The following is a 19,359-nucleotide window of genomic DNA, read 5'->3' as shown; positions in this document are numbered from 1 at the left end:
TAATACCTTACTCAATTATGTCGCCACGAAGTAAATACTTACATACAGCTACCGTACTTATAAACCCAAGCATGGCAATAAGTAAGGCTGCTTCAAAGTACAGCCCCGTGCCCATACTAATGCTATATAAAATAATCAAGGCAATCACGTTAATGTACATAGTATCGAGCGCTAAAATACGATCCGGTACTGATGGGCCAATAATAAGTCGCCATAGATTAAGTAATAACGACAATCCAACCATTGAAAAAACAATCAGTAATACTGTATCTAACATTGAAATATCTCCTTTAGGGGAGCTTCGTAACGTGCTTTTATTTGTTTAATAAGCGCTTGCTCATCATCTAAATCTAACACGTGAATTAATAAATAACGCTGTACCGGTTCATCGTCTTCATTAAGCGATTTAATCAGCGGGTAAACCTCGGCACTTACCGTACCCGGCGTTAAAGACACGCAGCTTGCTAAAATAGTAATTGGCATTTCATGCATTAAATCTATAGGCACTTTAACAAAGCCTGGACGCAGATTTTTTGAAGGGCCCAGTATTAATAATGCCACTTGCAAATTAGCCACTATAATATCGTAAAGTACGATTAGTAATTGCTTAAGTGCTAGCCCCGGCTTTAATATCAGCGGTTGCGGGTCTCTAAACGACATACTAAATAACGGTATTAGCAACGCAAGTAGCGCCCCTAATATAATATGCCCTACCGACACACTGTTGTTTAACAAGAGCCATACTATAAATAAAAATAGACTACGAAACGGCGTAGGTAACCAACCAAAACGAGCTTGTAAGCGCATTACATACCTCCCTTAAGTACCGCATTAATACCACCACTAATATCGTGAAGCTGTGTTGCCGCCTCGAGGGCGTACTGTGTTGCCATGTCACCAAAAATAACCAGTAGTATTGAACTTGCTAATAAACCAACTAACACGGTTACTTGTAGCGGGTGGGCATTGGCAACATCGCTAGCATCACCTGTTTTGTCTTTACGTTCCCAAAACAAACTAGTACCTGCACGTGATATAGCCACAATTAGCGCTAAGCTCATAATTAAGTAAACAGGCCAAAATACCAGTGCTTGCTCGCTATTTAAGGTCGTTTTTAAAATCCAAATTTTGCCAACAAAGCCCGAAAAAGGTGGCATACCAATAACGGTTAAACCGGCAATAATAAAACACGCACCTAATAAAAATGGTTGCTTTACTGCACGCCCGCCGACTAATCGATCACCAGCTTTACCTCGTTGTGTTGCAATTAAATCAGCAAGTAAAAATAGCGCCGCAGTCACTAACGTTGAATGCACTAAATAGTAAAGCAATGCAGCGGTGGCATTTATGTTTTGTAGTGCGACTAATGCCACCAACGTCCCTACAGAAACCAGTACTAAATTAGCGGTAAGCTTACGTAAATCTTGTGCGGCTAACACCCCTATTGCGCCAATCACTATGGTGGCAATAGCCAACGCCCATAACCAAGACTGCGCCATATGCTCAAGTTCACCAGCTTGTTCACCAAAAATAACCGTATATACACGTAAGGTTGCGTAAACACCGACTTTGGTCATAATAGCGAATAATGCAGCAACCACAGGTGTGGCACTTGAGTAGGCGTTTGGTAACCATAAATGCAATGGTAATAACGCACTTTTAAGTGCAAATACAACGAGTAATAATAACCCGCCCGCTTTTGCTAAATAAACGTCGTCACCACTTAGCTGCGGTACTTTATTGGCCATATCAGCAATATTTAAGGTGCCTAATACTCCGTATAAAATACCTAAACCAATTAAAAATACGCTTGAACCAACTAAATTTAAAATAACGTAATGCAGAGCAGCGCGCGTTTTGGGTTTACCGCCACCGTGCATTAACAGCGCATAAGAGGCAATTAATAACACTTCAAAAAATACGAAGACGTTAAATAAATCCCCTGTTAAAAATGCACCATTTACCCCTAATATTAAAAAATGGATTAAAGGGTGAAAAAAGCTACCTTGTTCATCATCACCAGCACAGCCATATAAAGCCACGCCAACCCCCAAAAAGGCGGTTAAAGTGACTAACAAGGTCGAGAGCATATCTGCAACCAGTACAATACCAAATGGTGCAGACCAGTTACCTATTGCATAAACAATAATACCGTTATCTTTAACCTGAACCAGCAGTAATACTGTGACTGCAAAGGTTAAAATAGCCATTAAGCTAGACATAAATCGGCGTGCAAATAAGCTTTTGCCACACGGTGGGAGCAACAAAATAATTGCCGCTAGCATTGGCAGTAAAATAGGCAAAGATGCTAAATGCTGAATCATTTTCTCTCCTTGCGTTTATTTTTAGTTAGGGTGCCATCAACATGGTCGTTGCCTAAATCTGCTCGGCCTCGAATAGATAAAATAACCACAAACGCAGTCATCGCAAAGCCAATTACAATGGCTGTTAACACTAAGGCTTGTGGTAGCGGGTCAGCGTAATCAGCGCCAGTCCCTAGTACCACGGCTTTATTAATTGTTAAGCGCCCTGATGAGAATAAAAACAAATTAACCGCGTAAGAAATCATTGTCAGCCCCAGTACCACTGGGAATGTACGTGCTCTTAGCAATAAAAACACGCCACAGGTGACTAACACGCCAACGCAAGATGCGTATAACAGTTCCATTAAATATTTACCTCTTCTTTCTCTGCGTTCGCGGTCATATTACCTAAGCTCGCAAGGATCATCAGCGTAGCGCCAACAACAGTTAAGTACACGCCCAAGTCAAATACAATGGCGCTGGCAAGCTCTGTTTTACCAACAAACGGAATATCAAAGTAATCAAACCAGGTAGTTAAAAATGGCTTGTCAAAGAACCAACTTCCTACACCTGTAAACATGGCAATAGCAATACCTGATGCAATAATTTTTCGATAGTTAACATCAAAGCGTTCATTTATCCACGCAGTACCATGCGCCATATATTGTAAAATAAAGGCAATAGAAGTTACGAGGCCTGCTATAAAGCCTCCTCCAGGTAAGTTATGACCGCGTAGGAAAATATAAGCAGACACTAATAGCGCTAATGGCAGTAAGCTTTGAGAAATACAAGCCAATAAAATAGGATGGCGATCTTTAGACCATGGACGCCCTTCACTATCGCTCGCTGGCATATAAAGTGGAATTCTTGATAACAGTTTAAATATGCCCAGTGCGGCAATACCTAGTACAGTAATTTCACCTAAAGTATCAAAGCCCCTAAAATCAACCAAAATAACGTTAACTACATTAGTGCCACCACCGCCTGTTTTGGCGTTAGCAATAAAGAACTCAGAAATTGAATCAAGCGGACGAGTCAGTAAGGCGTAACAAATACTAGCAATTATGATCCCCACGGTAGAGGAAATAACCACATCACGTAAAATACGCAATGAGCTTGACTCTCTTGGCGTGCTTTGAGGTAAGAAAAACAGTGCCAACATTAATAGTATAATAGTGGCTACTTCTACAGTAAGTTGCGTTAAGGCCAAGTCAGGCGCTGAAAAACGGGTAAACGCCACCGACACCATTAACCCCACAATCGACAGCATTAATAACGATACCATTCGAATTCGATGCCAAATAACGGTAGCAATTGCACCTATTATGAGTAGTCCTGCACCAATTGCGTTTTGAATATCAACCGGTGTATTAGGCACGCTACCGGCTAGCTGCTTCATTTCAAATAATGGCCAACCAGAGGCAAGTAATACAACGCCTAACATTATAAATACATAACGTTGTAATGAGCCATTTTCTGTTGATTGGATTTTGTTTTGACACCAATTGACCACTACCGCTAAAAAACGCTCGAAGATTTTTTTAGCGTTAAAAGGAGGTAACGACGCTTGGAACTGGAACAAGTACTTACGATTAACGTAAATAAATAAACCACCAATTACCGCCATACCACTCATAAGTAGAGGTAAGTTGAAACCATGCCAAATAGTCAATTTATACTCAGGCATTGCTTCACCAAGTACGGCTAGTGAAGCGGCCGATAAAATACCATCAACGGCAAAGTGTGGAAAAATACCCACTAAAATACACAGTACCACTAAGATTTCTATAGGCACACGCATATAACGCGGTGCTTCATGAGGGGTACGTGGTAAATCAATGGGCTCACCATTAAAGAACACGTCATGAATAAAGCGTGATGAGTACGCCACCGACAACGCACCCGCTACAGTTGCCAGCACCGGGATTAGCCACGACATTGAGCCAAGTACCTGCTGATGCAGTGTCTCAGCAAAGAACATCTCTTTTGATAAGAAACCATTTAACAACGGTACACCTGCCATAGCGGCAGCAGCCACCATCGCCAAGGTGGCCGTATAAGGTAAGTAGCGCCACATACCATTGAGTTTGCGCATATCACGAGTCCCGGTTTCATGATCAATAATGCCGGTTGCCATAAATAACGACGCTTTAAACGTCGCGTGGTTAATAATATGAAAAATAGCGGCAACGGTTGCAAGCTGTGTATCCAGACCAAGTAATAATGTAATTAAACCCAAATGACTAATCGTTGAATAGGCTAACAAGCCTTTTAAATCATGTTTGAATAACGCGATATAAGCGCCAAATAATAATGTGGTTAAACCGGTTAAACCGACTAATAAAAACCAGGTATCGGTACCCGCCAATGCGGGGTAAAAACGCGCAAGTAAAAAGATACCTGCTTTTACCATAGTGGCAGAGTGTAAATACGCACTAACCGGCGTAGGTGCAGCCATGGCATGCGGTAACCAAAAATGAAACGGAAATTGTGCAGATTTAGTAAAAGCACCTAATAATACTAGTACTAATGCCAATTCATATAAGTCGTGAGATTGAATAATCGCTTTGCTAGCTAAAATGGTGTCTAAGTCGTAGCTTCCAACAATATCGCCTAACAACATTAAGCCACCGAGTAAGGCTAAACCACCGGCGCCAGTTACCGCTAATGCCATGCGCGCCCCCTTGCGCGCCTCTGATTTGTGCCACCAATAACTGATTAACAAAAACGAGCTAATACTGGTTAGCTCCCAAAATACCCATAACTGAATCACATTGTTTGACATAACAATGCCCAGCATGGCGGTCATAAATAACATTAAGTAGCTAAATAGTTTTGGCAAGGAATCATTTTGACTTAGGTAATAACGGGCATACAAAATTACTAGTAACCCTATTCCTAGAATCATAAATAAAAACAGTAAACTCAATCCATCCAAGCGCAAGGAAATATCTAACCCTAAGGCTGGTATCCACTGTGCGCTAAAACGAATGGTTTCCCCCGCAAGAACCGCGGGCGCATGATAAAGTGTAATTGCAAGCGCGGCTAACGGCGCAATAGCCGTTAGGCTCGTTGCCTGATTTCGAGAAAGTTTGCCGGTGCATGCAGAAATAACACTGCCGAATAAGGATAACAGGGGTATCCAGAGCAAAGTCATAATGAAGGGCCTTTTTGAATCATAAAGTTTATCAATTCGCTACTTGTTATTATTAAATACCAAAGTGACTTGGGTATACGTTTTATGTCTGTTTTTTAACAACATTAACACGTATAGTTATACTGATAAACGCAGTTTTTGTCTATAGAAAGCGCCGCTAGCGGAACAATAATCAAACAAAAATGCCTATAAATTAATGAACAGTAGCAAAATAAGCACAGCTTTCAGACAGTTTACAGCGGAATATCCAATCACTAAAATCGTACAAATAAATGGGCATTAAGTGCTATGTGCTTTTGCCACAAAATACGATATTGCGCTGATAGGCCTAACTGCTGATATTGCATAATCGACCACTGTGCACTGGGCTTATAAGCAGTGCCGCCTTGTTGGCAACTTTGGCTTTTGTGCCACCCTTCAGGGGCATCTGATTTTTTTGCAATAAATAAGTTGGGAGCAACAAACCCATCAAGCTGACATAACCACGCTTGCTTTTTTACCGGTAAAGCGTACTCATCTTCAAAGCCATTAAAGTGCATTAACTCATGCAAAAAAACCGCGTAGCTAGCCTGTGAATTAATATGCATTAAACCATTTTTTACATTGGCAGTACCTTGTTTGGGCATCATAACGGCAAAATCAAACCCAGTGGGAAGCCGCTTTTTAAGCGATGATTGCTGCCAATCGCACACAGCACGGGAGGATTCAGTACTATTGCAACTAATTGCACTACCCACATAAACTGGTTTTGAAAAACAAAAGGTATTGAGACTCGGCTCTGGGTTTTGAAAGTACGCATTACGAAATTGATTGAGCCTGTATAAACCATCACGGTGATCACTTAGCATTAATACATTAAATGTACACTGCTTTTGTATCTCAACTTGCTCGTTTACAAGTAAAAACCCTAACTTATCCATAAATGATTTACTTAACGTTTCTATGGGTGCTTGTTTCTGTAATTGCAGGTGATAAAAGATATCGCCTTTAGGAAGCTTATTTTGATTTTTTAGTAGCGCTAAATCCTGCCAACGCTGTTGCGAAAATAACGAGTCGGCGAGTTTTTTTTGCTGTGCTCGTGTAATTTTATCCAAACTTGCTTGCCAAAATAGTTTAGCCGTTTCAGTTTGATTATTGCTTAATAATGACAACCCATAGCCATATTGAGCATCCGCTATTTTATTGCGAGCTAAGGTTGCTAAGGCTGTGGTGGGTAATTGTAATATGTGGTTTGCAAAGTAACGAGGGAATTGCCAATAACTGTCAATCACATTGGCCTTGGCATGTAATACTTGCCAAAAGCCAATGCTATTTTGTTTATTACTCGAGCCACTAATAACGCTAGCGCACAGTAATAAAGCACTTAGTTTTAAATAATTAGCCAGCGCTTTCACTGGCCATCAACTCAAGCTCTAAACGCGCATACTTATATTCTATAAATTCATGTACGTTCGTTGCTAGCGCCAATTTAAAGTAATCTGTGGCAATTGAAAGCTCGCCTGCGGCTTGGTGCTGTTTAGCTAAGTAAAAATAAGCTTCACATAAACGCTGAGCATATTCTTGTTGTGAACTTACACCATCGGCTATCCCTGAAAAAAATGCTTTTTCACTCATATCACCTACATACAAGGCAATAAGCTGATATGCCCATTCATTTTCATCAAGGGCCGCCGAATTGGCTTTTAACGCAGCGATTGCCGCGGTTTTATCTTGTGCTGCTTGAGCTAAATAAAGCCACAATACACGATAAGGATCGTTAGGAGAGCGCTCCAAGAATGTTTTAAAGTCATCCTTTGCAAGCGTCGCTCTATCACCATAGTACAAAGCAATACCACGATTTAAATACGCATATTCATGTTCTTGGTCTAACTCTATGGCTGAATCAAAATACTCGTATGCTTTTTCGTATTGCTGCATCAAGGTATGCTGAATACCCAAAAAGTTATAGACTTCAGCCAAATCAGGCTTAAGTTTAACCGCTCGGTTAAAATCAATTCGCGATAAAGTCGTCATGCCTAAGCTATCAAACAGTACTCCACGGTCATAATAGAGCTTTGCTTGTTGTTCTGTACTCAAGTCTGCTCTGTTTAATAGCTCTGAAAAACGTGCAATGGCAATTTCATTTCTAAAATCTGATGCAAGCGGTGCAGTAAATGGCACATTAATAATAGCAGCGGGTTTAGTAGTAGCCTGACAAGCGCTTAAAGACAAAATAGCAAAAGATGCCAAGGCTAAATGTTTAAGTCTCATTAAAATCCTTAATACCGAGGTAAGTAGCAAATAGATAAGACATAAGCTGTCTTGTAAGGTTCATTCTTGTTATATGTTACTTAACGTCTTGAACACAATAGGTTGCTAACATTAAAGCATAAAAAAAGGGGCTAAACAGCCCCTTTTTATACTATCCAGTAATTATCTGGATGAAGGATTAGCAATTACGCGTCTTTAGACTCGTCAGCTGCAGGTGCTGCTGATTCCATTGCTTCTTTAATACTTAGACGTACACGGCCTTGACGGTCTACTTCTAGTACTTTAACTTTAACTTCTTGACCTTCGCTAAGGTGATCAGCAACGTTGTTAACACGCTCAGTGCTAATTTGTGAGATATGCACTAGGCCATCTTTACCAGGAAGAATGTTTACAAACGCACCGAAATCAACGATACGTACCACTTTACCTTCGTAGATAGTACCTACTTCAAGCTCAGCAGTTAATTGCTCAATACGGCTAATTGCATTTGCTGCACTTTCACCGTCTGTAGCAGCAATCTTGATTGTGCCATCATCACCGATTTCAATCGTAGTACCCGTTTCTTCAGTAAGCTGACGGATAGTTGCGCCACCTTTACCGATAACTTCTGCGATTTTCTTCTGTGGGATTTGCATCGTGTAAATACGCGGAGCAAACATAGATAACTCTTCAGAAGGTGCAGAAATCGCTTCGTCCATTACATTTAGAATGTGTAAACGTGCAGCTTTCGCTTGTTTAAGCGCGATTTGCATAATTTCTTGAGTAATACCTTCAATTTTGATATCCATTTGCAGTGCAGTGATACCGTTAGTTGTACCCGCTACTTTAAAGTCCATGTCACCTAAATGATCTTCATCACCTAAGATATCTGAAAGAACAACAAAGTTTTCTTCTTCTTTAACTAAGCCCATTGCGATACCCGCAACTGAGGCTTTAATTGGAACACCTGCGTTCATAAGCGCTAAAGACGTACCACAAACCGATGCCATTGAAGATGAACCATTTGATTCAGTAATTTCAGATACAACACGGATTGAATATGGGAAGTCAGTCAATGTTGGCATTACTGCTGCAATACCACGCTTAGCTAGGTTACCGTGGCCGATTTCACGACGCTTAGGAGAACCAACAAAACCTGTTTCACCTACACAGAACGGAGGGAAGTTGTAGTTAAGCATAAAGTGGTTTTTGTGCGTGCCAGTTAAATCGTCGATTAACTGTGAATCACGTTCTGTACCAAGTGTTGCTGTTACTAATGCTTGCGTTTCACCACGTGTGAAGATTGCAGAGCCGTGAGTACGTGGAAGTACGCCCGTCATTACATCTAGAGCACGGATCATATCTGGTTCACGACCATCGATACGTTTTTCGCCAGCAGCGATACGGCCACGAACGATTTTCTTCTCAAGTGAACCGAATACTTTACCTACTTCTTGCTTATCAAGCGTTTCGCCTTCAGCAAGTTCGCTTGTTAGAGCTTCAACAACCGCATCTTTTGCAGCAGTTAATGCTTCTTTACGCGCTACTTTATCAGTAATACGGTAAGCTTCGCCTACTTTATCAGCAGCAAGAGTTGCTACTTTCTCTTCTAATGCAACGTTTTTCTCAGGTGCAGTCCAATCCCAAGTAGGCTTGCCTGCTTCTGCTTTAAATTCGTTAATTGCATTGATGATAGACTGTGATTGCTCATGGCCGTATACAACCGCGCCTAGCATTACGTCTTCAGCAAGTACGTCTGCTTCTGATTCAACCATAAGTACTGCGTTATCAGTACCAGCAACAACTAAGTCAAGTTGGCTCTCTTCAAGCTCTTTTAGTGTCGGGTTAAGTACGTATTCACCGTTAATGTAACCAACACGTGATGCACCAATTGGACCGCTGAACGGGATACCAGAGATAGCAAGTGCTGCTGATGTACCAATCATCGCAACCATATCAGGTTGGATTTCAGGGTTTACAGAAACAACAGTCGCGATAACTTGTACTTCGTTTACGAAACCATTTGGGAAAAGTGGACGAATTGGACGGTCAATAAGACGTGCAATAAGCGTTTCGCCATCGTTAGGACGACCTTCACGCTTAAGGAAACCACCTGGGATACGACCAGCAGCGTACATACGCTCTTGGTAGTTAACTGTTAGTGGGAAGAAGTCTTGACCTGGTTGAGCTTCACGCTTACCAACAACCGTTACTAGTACTGACGTGTCGCCAATGCTTGCTAGTACTGCGCCGTCAGCTTGACGAGCGATAGCACCTGTTTCTAGCGTCACTGTGTGTTGACCTAGTTGAAATTCTTTTATAATTGCTTGCACTTAAAATATTCCTTAAATGTATTTTTAGTATTAATTAAGTTTTCATCAAAGTACCAATTACAGTACATAATTGTATTCAGTTGGAAATCAATTAAGTACTACAATTGGCAATGATGTAAATAACCGTAAATAAACCTTTTTATCTACGCGCCATAGTATATAACAAAGTCAGGTAAAATTGCGAGCTTAGTCCAGAGATAAACGTGATGCTAAATTATGTACTTTGCTGTTACTTACAATGTGGCTTTTAGCCTATATTTCAAGGGGATTAATCGATGTGGGTAGTGAGTATGAGGAAATTTAGACACAAAAAAAGGAGCTAAAAAGCTCCCCTTTTGATAATCAAGTTCTTAGCGACGTAGGCCAAGCTCTTTGATTAACGCAGTGTAACGCGAGATATCTTTACCTTTAAGGTAATCAAGCAGTTTACGGCGAGTGCTTACTTTACGAAGCAGACCACGACGTGAGTGGAAGTCATGCTTGTGATCAGCGAAGTGACCTTGAAGCTTGTTGATATCAAAAGTAAGTAATGCTACTTGTACTTCAGGTGAACCAGTGTCGCCTTCAGCGCGTGCGAATTTAGCAATGATATCGATTTTTTCTTGATTGCTTAGTGACATAATAACTCCAAAAGTTAAATTTAATAGGTGCTTTAGCCGATCACTAATTCAGCCAAAACGATTAAGCGGGCGTATTCTACCAATTATCAGCATAACTACAAGTTAAACTTTACTCTGGTTGTTGATTAGACAAGCCGCGCTTTGATTTTAAATGGCCATCAGGATTACGTTCGCCCGTACCAATAAATATTCCGTCAGCCAGTACCTTTATTGCACCTTCAGGCAGGGCTTTACCCAACACCACAGCTTGACCATGGCTAAATGCCATTCCCTGCTCTTTGGTAATTTCCACAACGGGTAAATCAACTAACGCGGTGTCCATTGGCAATAATAGTTCGTCAAGGTAAGTTGAAGGCGCAACGTCTTGTTCTTTCGCTTGATTTAATAACGCTTCTAACTGCTCAAGTGTGACCATTTTATCTGCAGGGTAATGCCCAACAGCACTACGATGCAGCATAATCACATGCGCGCCGCAGCCTAAGTTTTCACCTAAGTCATCAACGATAGTACGAATATACGTACCTTTAGATACATGTGCAGTCATTTGTATCTCGTTAGCTTGCTCATCAAACTCATCAAGCGTTAAGCTAAATACGTTAATTTTTCGACATTTGCGAGGAACTTCTATACCTTCACGCGCATATTTATATAAAGGTTTACCTTCATATTTAAGCGCTGAATACATTGATGGATATTGGTCTGACTCACCTAAAAACTTAGCAATCTCTTCGCTTAGTAATTGGGAAGTAACATTCACATCGCGAGTTTCGACCACTTCGCCATCAGAGTCTGATGTGGTAGTACGTTCACCTAGCTTAGCTCGAACAACATAGGTTTTATCTGTATCGAGTAAAAACTGGGTAAACTTAGTCGCTTCACCAAAACAAATTGGCAGCATGCCGGTCGCAAGCGGATCAAGCGCACCTGTGTGCCCCGCTTTTTGCGCAAAATAAATACCTTTAGCCTGCTGTAATGCCTTGTTTGATGAAATGCCTTCTGGTTTGTTTAACAACAAAATACCATCAAGTGGACGGCCTTTACTGCGTCTTGCCATTAGTCTTTAGTGCCTTCTTCGCTGTCTGTTTCATCATCAACATGCTTAGCATTATCTTCACGAATGATAGAGTCCACTAAGTTAGAGATGCGCATCCCTTCCATTAATGAGTTATCAACCACAAATTTAAGCTCTGGCATAATACGTGCGCGAATACGCTTACCTAGTAACGAACGGATATAGCCCGTTGCTTCGTTCAGTACTTTTGCACTCTGTTTTGCTGCATTTTCGTCTTCAGTGTTAAACACCGTGATAAAAACTTTGGCATAAGATAAATCGCGTGATACTTCTACCGCAGACACTGTCACCATGCCTAAGCGCGGATCTTTAATTTCGCGTTGTAGAATCACAGCAATTTCTTTTTGAATTTGCTGAGCAACACGATCAGTGCGAGAAAATTCTCTCATTTCACTTTCCTAAAATTATAACTTATTGAAAAACAATAACAAGTTAACTAAATAATGGATACACAAATGGGGGCTGAGCCCCCATTTAAAATCTTAGCATAGGGTATGTTGGGCTATCGAGGTACGACCTTGAATGTCCAACACCACCTAACAACAATTAAAGACTACGTTGTACTTCAACTGTTTCAAATACTTCGATTTGGTCACCAACGCGAACGTCATTGTAGTTCTTAACGCCGATACCACATTCCATGCCGTTACGAACGTCTTGTACGTCATCTTTAAAGCGACGTAATGACTCAAGTTCACCTTCGTAAATAACCACGTTATCACGAAGTACACGAATTGGTGCGCTACGTTTGATAGTACCTTCAGTAACCATACAACCAGCAATTGCGCCAATTTTTGGAGACTTAAATACATCACGTACTTCAGCAAGACCAATGATCTCTTGTTTAAACTCAGGAGCAAGCATACCAGACATGGCTTGCTTAACTTCTTCGATAAGTGCGTAAATTACGCTGTAGTAACGAAGGTCTAAGTTTTCAGAGTCAATCACTTTACGCGCTGATGCATCGGCACGAACGTTAAAGCCAACTACGATTGCGTTAGACGCTGCAGCAAGAGTTGCATCTGTTTCAGTGATACCACCAACACCAGAACCAACAATCTTCACTTTTACTTCATCAGTAGAAAGTTTAGTTAGTGAGTCTGAAATTGCTTCAATTGAACCTTGAACGTCTGCTTTAAGTACCACGTTAACTTCAGACACGTCGCCTTCAGTCATGTTAGTAAACATGTTTTCAAGCTTCGCTTTTTGCTGACGCGCTAATTTAACATCGCGGAATTTACCTTGACGGTATAAAGCAACTTCACGTGCTTTACGCTCGTCTTTAACTACTGTTGCTTCATCACCCGCTGCTGGAATACCAGAAAGACCTAAAATCTCAACTGGAATAGAAGGACCCGCAGATTTAATGTCTTTACCGTTTTCATCGCGCATTGCACGAACACGGCCATACTCAAGACCACATAATACAATGTCACCTTGGTTAAGCGTACCTGATTGAACAAGGATAGACGCTACTGGACCACGGCCTTTATCAAGACGTGATTCAATTACAACACCTGCAGCCATACCTTCGCTAGGTGCATTTAGTTCTAACAGCTCAGATTGCATTAATACTGCTTCTAAAAGGTCATCAATACCAAGACCTGTTTTAGCTGAGATGTGAACGTATTGCGTATCACCGCCCCAATCTTCTGGGATAACGTCTAGCTGAGCTAGCTCGTTTTTAACGCGGTCTGGATCTGCGCCTTCTTTATCCATTTTGTTAACAGCAATGATTAAAGGAACGCCAGCTGCGCGAGCATGCTGTACCGCTTCTTTAGTTTGTGGCATTACACCATCATCGGCTGCAACTACTAGGATTACGATATCAGTCGCTTTTGCACCACGAGCACGCATAGATGTAAACGCGGCGTGACCCGGAGTATCTAGGAAAGTGATCATGTTGCCGTTAGTTTCAACGTGGTATGCACCAATATGCTGCGTAATGCCACCGGCTTCGCCTGAAGCAACTTTAGCTGAACGAATGTAATCAAGCGTTGACGTTTTACCGTGGTCAACGTGACCCATAACAGTTACTACTGGAGCACGAGGCTCAGACTTACCATCTTCGTGGCGGTCGTTAAGTACTGTTTGCTCTAATTCGTTTTCTTTAACGATGATAACTTTATGGCCCATTTCTTCTGCAACAAGTTGCGCAGTTTCTTGGTCAATAACTTGGTTAATCGTAACCATGTCACCCATTTTCATCATTGTTTTTACAACTTCAGCGCCTTTAACAGCCATGCGTGACGCAAGCTCAGCAACTGTAATTGTTTCACTAATACGCACTTCGTTTTTAACATCAGCCGTTGGTTTTTGGAAACCGTGCTGTAATGACGCTGGCGCTTTTAGCTTACCTTTTTTACCTTTAGACGCTGCAAATTTATCTTTTGCTGGCGCTTTTTTCTTTTTCTTCGCACGGCGTGAGCCTTGCTCTTCGCGAGCATCTGCTACATCTTCTGCTTCACGTGCGTAAGTTGAAGTCGTAAGGTGGTGATCCGCGGTTTCTTCGCGTTTCTTACGTTCTTCTTCTTCTTTCTTCCAGCGTGCTGAATTCTCTTCAGCTAGCTTTCTTGCCTCTTCTGCTTGACGTTTCGCTTCTTCTTCAGCTTTCTTCAATGCGGCCTCTTCTGCTTCTTTTTGCAGACGCTCAGCTTCGATGCGATCTTTCTCAGACTTAGCACTTTGCTCAGGGGTCATCTGCTGTTGTTTCGCTTTACGCTCAGCATCTGCTTTGCGTTTAGCTTCTTCTTTGGCTTTACGATCAGCGTCTTCTTTCGCTTTACGTTCTGCCTCTTGTTTCGCTTTCAATTCTGCGGCTTCTTGTTCAGCTTTTTGCTGCTCTTCAAGACGCGCTTTTTCTTCAGCGGCTAGACGTTGCTGTTCTTGCTCTTGCTCAACAGCACTTTTTTTCACGTAAGTGCGGGTTTTGCGAACTTCAACTTGCACAGCCTTTGCTTTACCAGTAGAGCCAGTCACACTTAATGTGCTTTTGCTCTTACGTTGCAATGTCATACGCGCTGGACCTTCAGATCCAGTACCGCCATGTTGCTTGCTTAGGTGATCAAGTAACGTTGCTTTTTCAGCTTCTGTTACATTATCGCCTGCTTGTTTAGTAATACCGGCTTGTGAAAACTGCTGTAGCAATTTATCAACAGTTGTACCTATATCACCGGCTAGTTTTTCAACATTTACTTCTGCCATAGTCTCTAATACCTCCGTTAATAAATTACTCGTCTGCAAACCAACAAATATTACGTGCAGCCATAATTAGCTCGCCCGCTTTCTCTGCAGATAGCTCTGTAATATCTACAAGCTCATCAATGCCTTGCTCAGCTAAGTCTTCAAGTGTTACTACACCCTTACTTGCCATAACAAATGCTAAATGACGCTCTAAGCCTTCAAGCGCAAGTAAGTCTTCAGCAGGCTCAGCGCCTTCTAAGCTTTCTTCCGTTTTAAGGGCTTTCGTTGTTAATGCATCTTTTGCACGTGAACGTAATACGTCCACTGTTTCTTCATCTAAGCCGTCGATTTCTAAAAACTCAGAAGCAGGTACATACGCAACTTCTTCAAGTGTTGAGAAACCTTCGTTGATAAGTAATGACGCAAACTCGTCATCAATATCTAAGTTTTCAGTAAATAAGTTAATTAACTTATCTGACTCAGCTTCGTTCTTAGCGCGCATTTCATCAACGGTCATTACGTTTAATTCCCAGCCAGTTAACTGGCTTGCTAAACGTACGTTTTGACCATTACGACCAATAGCTTGTGCTAAGTTATCAGCTTCAACAGCAATGTCCATTGAGTGAGTGTCTTCATCCATTACGATTGAAGCCACTTCTGCTGGTGCCATTGCGTTAATAACAAACTGTGCTGGGTTGTCATCGTAAAGTACGATATCAACACGCTCACCGCCAAGTTCTGACGATACCGCTTGAACACGTGCGCCACGCATACCAACACACGCACCTACAGGGTCTATACGCTTATCATTAGACTTAACTGCGATTTTAGCGCGTGAACCTGGATCACGAGCTGCGGCACGTAATTCAATCATCTCTTCGCCAATTTCTGGCACCTCAATGCGGAATAATTCCATCAGCATTTCTGGTTTAGAACGGGTTACAAATAACTGTGCACCACGTGCTTCTGGTTTAACTTCATATAGAAGACCACGAATACGATCGCCTGGGCGGAAGTTTTCACGTGGCAGCATGTCGTCACGGTAAATAACCGCTTCTGCGTTATTACCTAAATCAAGTACGATTGCATCACGCGTTGCTTTTTTAACAACACCCGTTACTAGCTCGCCTTGCTGATCTTTGTACGCTTCAACCACTAAGGCACGCTCTGCTTCACGTACTTTTTGTACGATTACTTGCTTAGCCATTTGTGTTGTTATGCGGTCAAATTTAATTGATTCAATCTGCTCTTCTACGTAGTCGCCCATTTTCAAGTCTGGTTCTTCAACTTGAGCAGCTTCTAACGTGATTTCGCTGTATGGATTCTCTAAAGAACCATCTTCTAATACTTCAGCTATTTGCCAGCGACGGAATGTATCGTAATCGCCAGTTTTACGGTCAATTGCAACACGTACATCAATTTCACCATCATGCTTTTTCTTTGTCGCTGTCGCTAATGCGAACTCTAGAGCTTCAAAAATCTTTTCTTTTGGAACCGCTTTCTCATTGGAAACGGCTTCAGCAACCAATAATATCTCTTTTGCCATGGGTAATGCCTCGCTTGCCCTATTCCTTCGCACTCGAATTAAAACTTTGCGATTATGTTCGCACGTTCAATGTTACTAAGCATGATTAAATGCTCTGCACCATCGCTAGATAGTGTGATCATATCGCTGCTAACTGCTATTAAGTCACCTTTAAAATTACGGCGACCGTCTTGTGGAAGCTTAGTACGCACGCGTACTTCCTCTCCTTGCGCCTGCTCGTAGTGATCTTGTTTGAATAATGGACGATCAACACCAGGAGACGACACTTCCAAATCATATTCGTTTGTAATCGGGTCTTCGACGTCTAAAATCGCACTAATTTGACGACTGGCATCTGCGCAGTTGTCAACTGAAATTCCATCCTCGTGAGCAATATATACTCTTAAGGTAGAATGGCGACCCGCTTGTACAAACTCAAGACCATGTAATTCAAAGCCTAGCATTTCTACCGCAGGCGTTAACATGGTTACTAAATCTTGTTCAAGTTTTGTCACGAAAATCCTCCATACAAACAAAAAAAGGGCTTATAGCCCTAAAATACTGAGTTTAAATTTTGATTTAATCGATAAACATTAAATCAAACGGTGCAGATACAACAACGCCCCGAACCAAGCGGGGCGTCACACCAAAAAACGCAAAACTGTGTGGCCTAGGGCCAAGCTTGGTTGCGAGTCAGTACCCTGACCAAATTAAACTTCATTAGCTTAAACGCAAAACGCGCATTACTTAGAATGCGCGATATAAAGTAGTAAGTTTAAACCTACTATTAAGATTGGTTGCGGGAGCCGGATTTGAACCAACGACCTTCGGGTTATGAGCCCGACGAGCTACCAGACTGCTCCATCCCGCGCCAATAGATAAAAAGTTAATAACTTAATATCGCTGTTAGTAAATTTTATAACCTACTAAACAATGGCCGCTATTATAAGGATGTGCCGCTAAATTAGCAACCATAATAACTAATAAGTTGATAAAAAAAGCAACCTAGTTTATCGCCTTACCTACACTATGTTTGCTATAAAATTTGAATCGTTACAATCAACCGCTGTATTAAATTGCATTCGGTGCTCTATTATCGGTAACCTGAACTTTGGATAATAAATCTATCTCAAGCAGCTATTTTCAGCGCTAACTGCGTTGAATTTACTTGCAATAGGCTAGCTATTGACGCGTAATTTCGCCTTGTTTTCACTGAAAATCTCTGGCTAGAGAAAATAAACATAAATATCATTTTTGATTTAATATGTTAGTAAACCTCTTAACCAGAGTTCAGGTTAAGCATACTTTAAGAAATAGATCGCTTTTAAAAAATATCACGTATAAAAGTTAATTTTGGCTAATTATGAAAAAATACAACACACTAAGATTGATTTTAGGTGATCAGCTCAATCCTGCTCATTCGTGGTTTAAAGACAAATCAGACGACACAGTATTTGTTATTGCTGAGCTTATGCAAGAAGCACACTATGTAAAACACCATGTACAAAAAATATCAGCCTTTTTTAAAGCCATGGAAAACTTCGCTAATGCATTAAAAGATGCTGGCTTCAATGTTTTACATCTCACGCTAGATGACACCAAAGACGATGATGACTTACCCGCTCTTTTAAAGCGTTTAGCCAAGCAGCATGAATGCACCTCTATTGAATATCAATACCCAGATGAGTACCGTTTAAAAACACAACTTCACGAATTCGCGATAAATAGCGAGTTAACGGTGAATGCCTGCGACAGCGAGCACTTTTTATTGGCATTTAACGACATAGATAAACGCTTTAAAAAAGATAAACACGTCACTATGGAGCATTTTTATCGGGCAATGCGTAAGCAGTTTGATATTTTAATGGAAGATGACAAACCTGCCGGTGGGCAATGGAACTTTGATGCCAATAACCGTAATAAGTTTTCAAAAAGTGATTTAGCCGATATCCCCAAACCCAAATTATTTAAAAATGATGTTAGCGCCATTATTGAGCGTTTAGATAAACATAAAATAAATTACTTTGGACAGATAGACACGCAATTAAGCTGGCCAACAACCCGTAAGCAAGCAATAAGTGCGCTTGATCATTTTTGTGCACATTTACTGCCTCGCTTTGGTCAATTTCAAGATGCGATGACAGATCAATGCCCTGATAAAGATACCTTTTATCACAGCCGGTTATCGTTTGCGTTAAATGCCAAAATTTTACACCCTCGCTATGTTATCGACCGCGTGGTTAAAGAGTTCCACCAACGTCAAGATGAAATATCTATTTCTCAGGTTGAAGGCTTTATTCGCCAAGTACTGGGTTGGCGCGAATATGTGCGTGGCGTGTATTGGAAAAATATGCCCGACTACGCCAACAAGAACCAGCTTAATGCAACTCGTGCACTGCCGAGTTATTTTTGGAATGGTAAAACAAAAATGAATTGCTTAAGCCACTCATTAACACAAAGCTTAGACAGCGCGTATGCCCATCATATTCAGCGCTTAATGGTAATAGGTAATTTTTGTTTATTAACCGCCATTAATCCTGATGAAGTGGATGAATGGTATTTAGGTGTTTATATTGATGCTATTGAGTGGGTAGAAATGCCTAACGCACGAGGGATGAGCCAGTTTGCTGACGATGGCATCATTGCCACTAAGCCTTATGCGGCTAGCGGCAACTATATAAATAAAATGAGTGACTACTGTAAAAGCTGCCAATACAAAGTAAAAGAAAAAGTGGGTAAAGACGCGTGTCCGCTAAATAGCCTTTACTGGCAGTTTATGCAAAAACACCGAGAGCGACTTGAGAAAAACCCACGAATAGGGATGGTTTATCGTAATTGGGATAAACAAGATGAATCATTACGCCAAGCAACCTTAGAGCAAGGTAACAACTATTTAAATAATATTGAAAAGCTTTAAATATAAATGCCGTCAATTGG

At 41.2% G+C, this 19,359-nt stretch carries 15 protein-coding genes and 1 tRNA gene; 1 reads left to right on the top strand and 15 read right to left on the bottom strand.

Annotated features, from left to right (window positions below; translation table 11 throughout):
• Positions 1 to 7 precede the first annotated feature (7 nt).
• The 15 genes from AC0VZ5_RS05380 to AC0VZ5_RS05310 all read right to left on the bottom strand — a co-directional run bounded on the left by AC0VZ5_RS05380 (position 8) and on the right by AC0VZ5_RS05310 (position 17,293).
• Entirely contained in the window at positions 8 to 277 is a 270-nt protein-coding gene (locus AC0VZ5_RS05380; protein ID WP_008114565.1) for a K+/H+ antiporter subunit F, read from the bottom strand.
• Positions 271 to 807, bottom strand: coding sequence for a Na+/H+ antiporter subunit E (locus AC0VZ5_RS05375; RefSeq protein WP_054202162.1), 537 nt, complete (start codon positions 805 to 807; stop codon positions 271 to 273). The genes AC0VZ5_RS05380 and AC0VZ5_RS05375 overlap by 7 nt, the downstream gene beginning before the upstream one ends.
• Positions 807 to 2,324, bottom strand: coding sequence for a monovalent cation/H+ antiporter subunit D (locus AC0VZ5_RS05370; protein ID WP_475474526.1), 1,518 nt, complete (start codon positions 2,322 to 2,324; stop codon positions 807 to 809). The genes AC0VZ5_RS05375 and AC0VZ5_RS05370 overlap by 1 nt, the downstream gene beginning before the upstream one ends.
• Positions 2,321 to 2,668: a Na+/H+ antiporter subunit C gene (locus tag AC0VZ5_RS05365; protein WP_054202160.1), complete on the bottom strand. Its 348-nt coding sequence runs from the start codon at positions 2,666 to 2,668 to the stop codon at positions 2,321 to 2,323. Before AC0VZ5_RS05365 ends, AC0VZ5_RS05370 begins: the two co-directional genes overlap by 4 nt.
• Entirely contained in the window at positions 2,668 to 5,460 is a 2,793-nt protein-coding gene (locus AC0VZ5_RS05360; RefSeq protein WP_138606207.1) for a monovalent cation/H+ antiporter subunit A, read from the bottom strand. Before AC0VZ5_RS05360 ends, AC0VZ5_RS05365 begins: the two co-directional genes overlap by 1 nt.
• Positions 5,461 to 5,714: 254 nt before the next feature.
• Positions 5,715 to 6,854 carry a hypothetical protein gene (locus AC0VZ5_RS05355; protein ID WP_475474525.1) on the bottom strand — a complete coding sequence of 380 codons (1,140 nt, stop codon included), beginning with the start codon at positions 6,852 to 6,854 and terminating at the stop codon, positions 5,715 to 5,717.
• The gene (nlpI, locus tag AC0VZ5_RS05350) at positions 6,838 to 7,710 is read right to left on the bottom strand and encodes a lipoprotein NlpI (RefSeq protein ID WP_475474524.1); all 873 of its coding nucleotides are present in this window, start codon (positions 7,708 to 7,710) and stop codon (positions 6,838 to 6,840) included. The genes AC0VZ5_RS05355 and nlpI overlap by 17 nt, the downstream gene beginning before the upstream one ends.
• A 185-nt stretch (positions 7,711 to 7,895) precedes the next feature.
• Positions 7,896 to 10,022, bottom strand: a complete 2,127-nt coding sequence (gene pnp / locus AC0VZ5_RS05345) for a polyribonucleotide nucleotidyltransferase (protein ID WP_138606213.1) — start codon at positions 10,020 to 10,022, stop codon at positions 7,896 to 7,898.
• Positions 10,023 to 10,372: 350 nt separating this feature from the next.
• Complete coding sequence (gene rpsO, locus AC0VZ5_RS05340; protein ID WP_006793376.1) at positions 10,373 to 10,642, bottom strand: 30S ribosomal protein S15; 270 nt, start codon at positions 10,640 to 10,642, stop codon at positions 10,373 to 10,375.
• A gap of 109 nt (positions 10,643 to 10,751) precedes the next feature.
• Complete coding sequence (truB, locus tag AC0VZ5_RS05335) at positions 10,752 to 11,696, bottom strand: tRNA pseudouridine(55) synthase TruB (RefSeq protein ID WP_475474523.1); 945 nt, start codon at positions 11,694 to 11,696, stop codon at positions 10,752 to 10,754.
• On the bottom strand, positions 11,696 to 12,103 hold the full coding sequence (rbfA, locus tag AC0VZ5_RS05330) for a 30S ribosome-binding factor RbfA (protein WP_008467148.1): 408 nt from the start codon (positions 12,101 to 12,103) through the stop codon (positions 11,696 to 11,698). The genes truB and rbfA overlap by 1 nt, the downstream gene beginning before the upstream one ends.
• 157 nt (positions 12,104 to 12,260) lie before the next feature.
• The gene (gene infB / locus AC0VZ5_RS05325; RefSeq protein ID WP_054202155.1) at positions 12,261 to 14,918 is read right to left on the bottom strand and encodes a translation initiation factor IF-2; all 2,658 of its coding nucleotides are present in this window, start codon (positions 14,916 to 14,918) and stop codon (positions 12,261 to 12,263) included.
• A gap of 25 nt (positions 14,919 to 14,943) precedes the next feature.
• A complete protein-coding gene (nusA, locus tag AC0VZ5_RS05320) occupies positions 14,944 to 16,443 on the bottom strand; it encodes a transcription termination factor NusA (protein ID WP_010391392.1) in 1,500 nt (499 codons plus the stop codon).
• A 38-nt stretch (positions 16,444 to 16,481) separates the two neighbouring features.
• Positions 16,482 to 16,937 carry a ribosome maturation factor RimP gene (gene rimP, locus AC0VZ5_RS05315; RefSeq protein ID WP_008114543.1) on the bottom strand — a complete coding sequence of 152 codons (456 nt, stop codon included), beginning with the start codon at positions 16,935 to 16,937 and terminating at the stop codon, positions 16,482 to 16,484.
• A 279-nt stretch (positions 16,938 to 17,216) separates the two neighbouring features.
• A tRNA-Met gene (locus tag AC0VZ5_RS05310) sits at positions 17,217 to 17,293 on the bottom strand.
• A gap of 492 nt (positions 17,294 to 17,785) precedes the next feature.
• On the opposite strand from AC0VZ5_RS05310, the gene AC0VZ5_RS05305 reads away from it, so the two are divergent.
• Complete coding sequence (locus AC0VZ5_RS05305) at positions 17,786 to 19,339, top strand: cryptochrome/photolyase family protein (protein ID WP_475474522.1); 1,554 nt, start codon at positions 17,786 to 17,788, stop codon at positions 19,337 to 19,339.
• The last annotated feature ends 20 nt before the right edge of the window (positions 19,340 to 19,359 follow it).

The sequence above is a fragment of the Pseudoalteromonas sp. QJM3NY_12 genome, assembly GCF_056173165.1.
Note: the sequence above shows the minus strand (reverse complement) of the source record. Positions and strands in the feature narration are given on the sequence as shown.